This window comes from Chromohalobacter sp. 296-RDG (assembly GCF_029889885.1).
Lineage (GTDB): Bacteria > Pseudomonadota > Gammaproteobacteria > Pseudomonadales > Halomonadaceae > Chromohalobacter.
Genome location: NZ_JARANY010000173.1, coordinates 1 through 1,714 on the forward strand (window position 1 = coordinate 1; position 1,714 = coordinate 1,714).

Annotated in this window: 1 protein-coding gene and 1 pseudogene; one reads left to right on the forward strand and one right to left on the reverse strand. The window is 64.7% G+C overall.

What is annotated here, in order from left to right; all coding sequences use genetic code 11:
- A pseudogene (locus OP495_RS17585) lies at positions 1-186 on the forward strand (hypothetical protein); the annotation flags it as partial.
- 57 nt (positions 187-243) lie between these two features.
- On the opposite strand, the gene OP495_RS17590 reads toward OP495_RS17585, so the two are convergent.
- On the reverse strand, positions 244-1,714 hold a 1,471-nt coding region (locus OP495_RS17590), incomplete at its 5' end, for an SbcC/MukB-like Walker B domain-containing protein (protein ID WP_280571059.1).

The window sequence follows — 1,714 nt, forward strand, 5'->3', positions numbered from 1 at the left end:
ATTGGTATCGGTTATCTAGCAGCAGGGCTGAACACGCTGGGAACGCATTATGCGCGGCTGGAAACGCTGGGTACTGTCAGCCCTGAAAGGCTCTGGCGTGGCGGCCTCTCCGTCTCTATCGGGATCATGTTGTTTGCCAGTTCCGTCGGTATCGGCCGCCTCTGGTTGCGGTTTCGGGCCTTATGATGCTGAGCCAAGGACGGCGGAGGCGGCCGTCCTGTATTTCCTAGAGGCTCATATTCCCTAGGTGCTCACCAACCGCGTTCGACTGGTGCCATTACCCAACGGTTCGACCTGAATCTGCACCGGGATGCGTTCGTGCATTTCCTGTACATGTGAGATCACGCCGACGCGGCGCCCTAGCGCTTGCAGGCCGTCGAGGGCATCCATGGCGAGTGCCAGGGATTGCGGGTCGAGGCTGCCGAAGCCTTCGTCGATGAACAGCGATTCGATGACGAGTTCGCCGGAGGCCATGGAGGCGAGTCCCAGGGCCAGCGCCAGCGAGACGAGGAAGGTTTCGCCACCGGAAAGCGAATGCACCGAGCGGTGCTCGTCTCCCATGTCGCGGTCCTCCACCAGCAGGCCCAACTCGCTGCCGCCGCGGATCAGCTTGTAACGGCGACTCAGCCCCGTCAGGTGCGCGTTGGCGTGCTCCAGCAGTTGCTCTAGATTGTAAGCCTGCGCGATGCGTCGGAAGACCTTGCCGTCGGCGGAGCCGATCAGCTCGCTGATGCGGCCCCAGCGACGGTACTCGGCGCGCGCGGCATCGAGTTCGGCTTGTCCCTCGCGTTGGCGCTGACGCTTGCGATCGTCGTCACGCAGGGTGTGCAGGGCGTCATCGCGCTGCGTTTGGGCGGCGTCGAGCTGGGGCGCCAAAGCGTTACGCGCGGTGTCTAACGCCTCTCGGCGCTGTTCGATCCGTGCGTCGACCGTCTCGCTCAAGAGAGCGTCTGCGTTGGCGTCGTGCTCGGTCAACGCCTGCTCGCGGCGATGATCGATGAGGGCCTGGCGGCGCTCAGTGAGGGCGGCAGCGGTCTGCTGGCGGGTCTGCTCAGCCTGGGTCAATTCCCGTTCTCGACGATCGGCGGCGTCGTCGGTTTCGGCCAGTAGTCGCTGCAGAGTGGCGTCGTCCAGGTCGGGATGCGCTTGGCGCCAGGCATCCAGCTCACGAGTGAGGGTGTCGATTTCCTGCTTGAGCCTGGCGAGTTGCTCGGTCTCGTAGTGCGACTGCTGGGCGAGCCGCTGGGTTTCCCGCTCACTGTCATGGCATTGGGCAAGCGCCGTATCCAGGGCCTGGCGCGCGGCGCTCTGATGCGTATCGAGCTGCTGCTGCCAGGCATCCGGCGAGGCGTGTTCGCCGAGCAGGGTCTTGAGCCGGGCGGCGATATCGTCGCGCTCGCGGCGTAGCGGAGGCAGGCGCGCGTCGAGTTCTTCGAGTTCCTTGTCGAGGCGGGTGCGCTGGGCGTCGAATTGCGCCAGTGTCAGCTCGCTTTGGCGCAATGCCTCGTCGAGCGGTGCCAACTCGGCCTCGGCGTGGGCAAGGGCCTGAAGCGTCTTTTCATGTTGCGCGCGCTGGGCGTCGCTTGTCTGGCGTTGCTCGGTTAGCCAGGCATCACGCCGGTCATGATCGATGGTAGCTAGCTCGGTGTATAGCGGATGTTCGTCGAGTGCCTGGTGCGCCTCTTGGTGGCGCTTATCGGCATCCGCAGCGTCC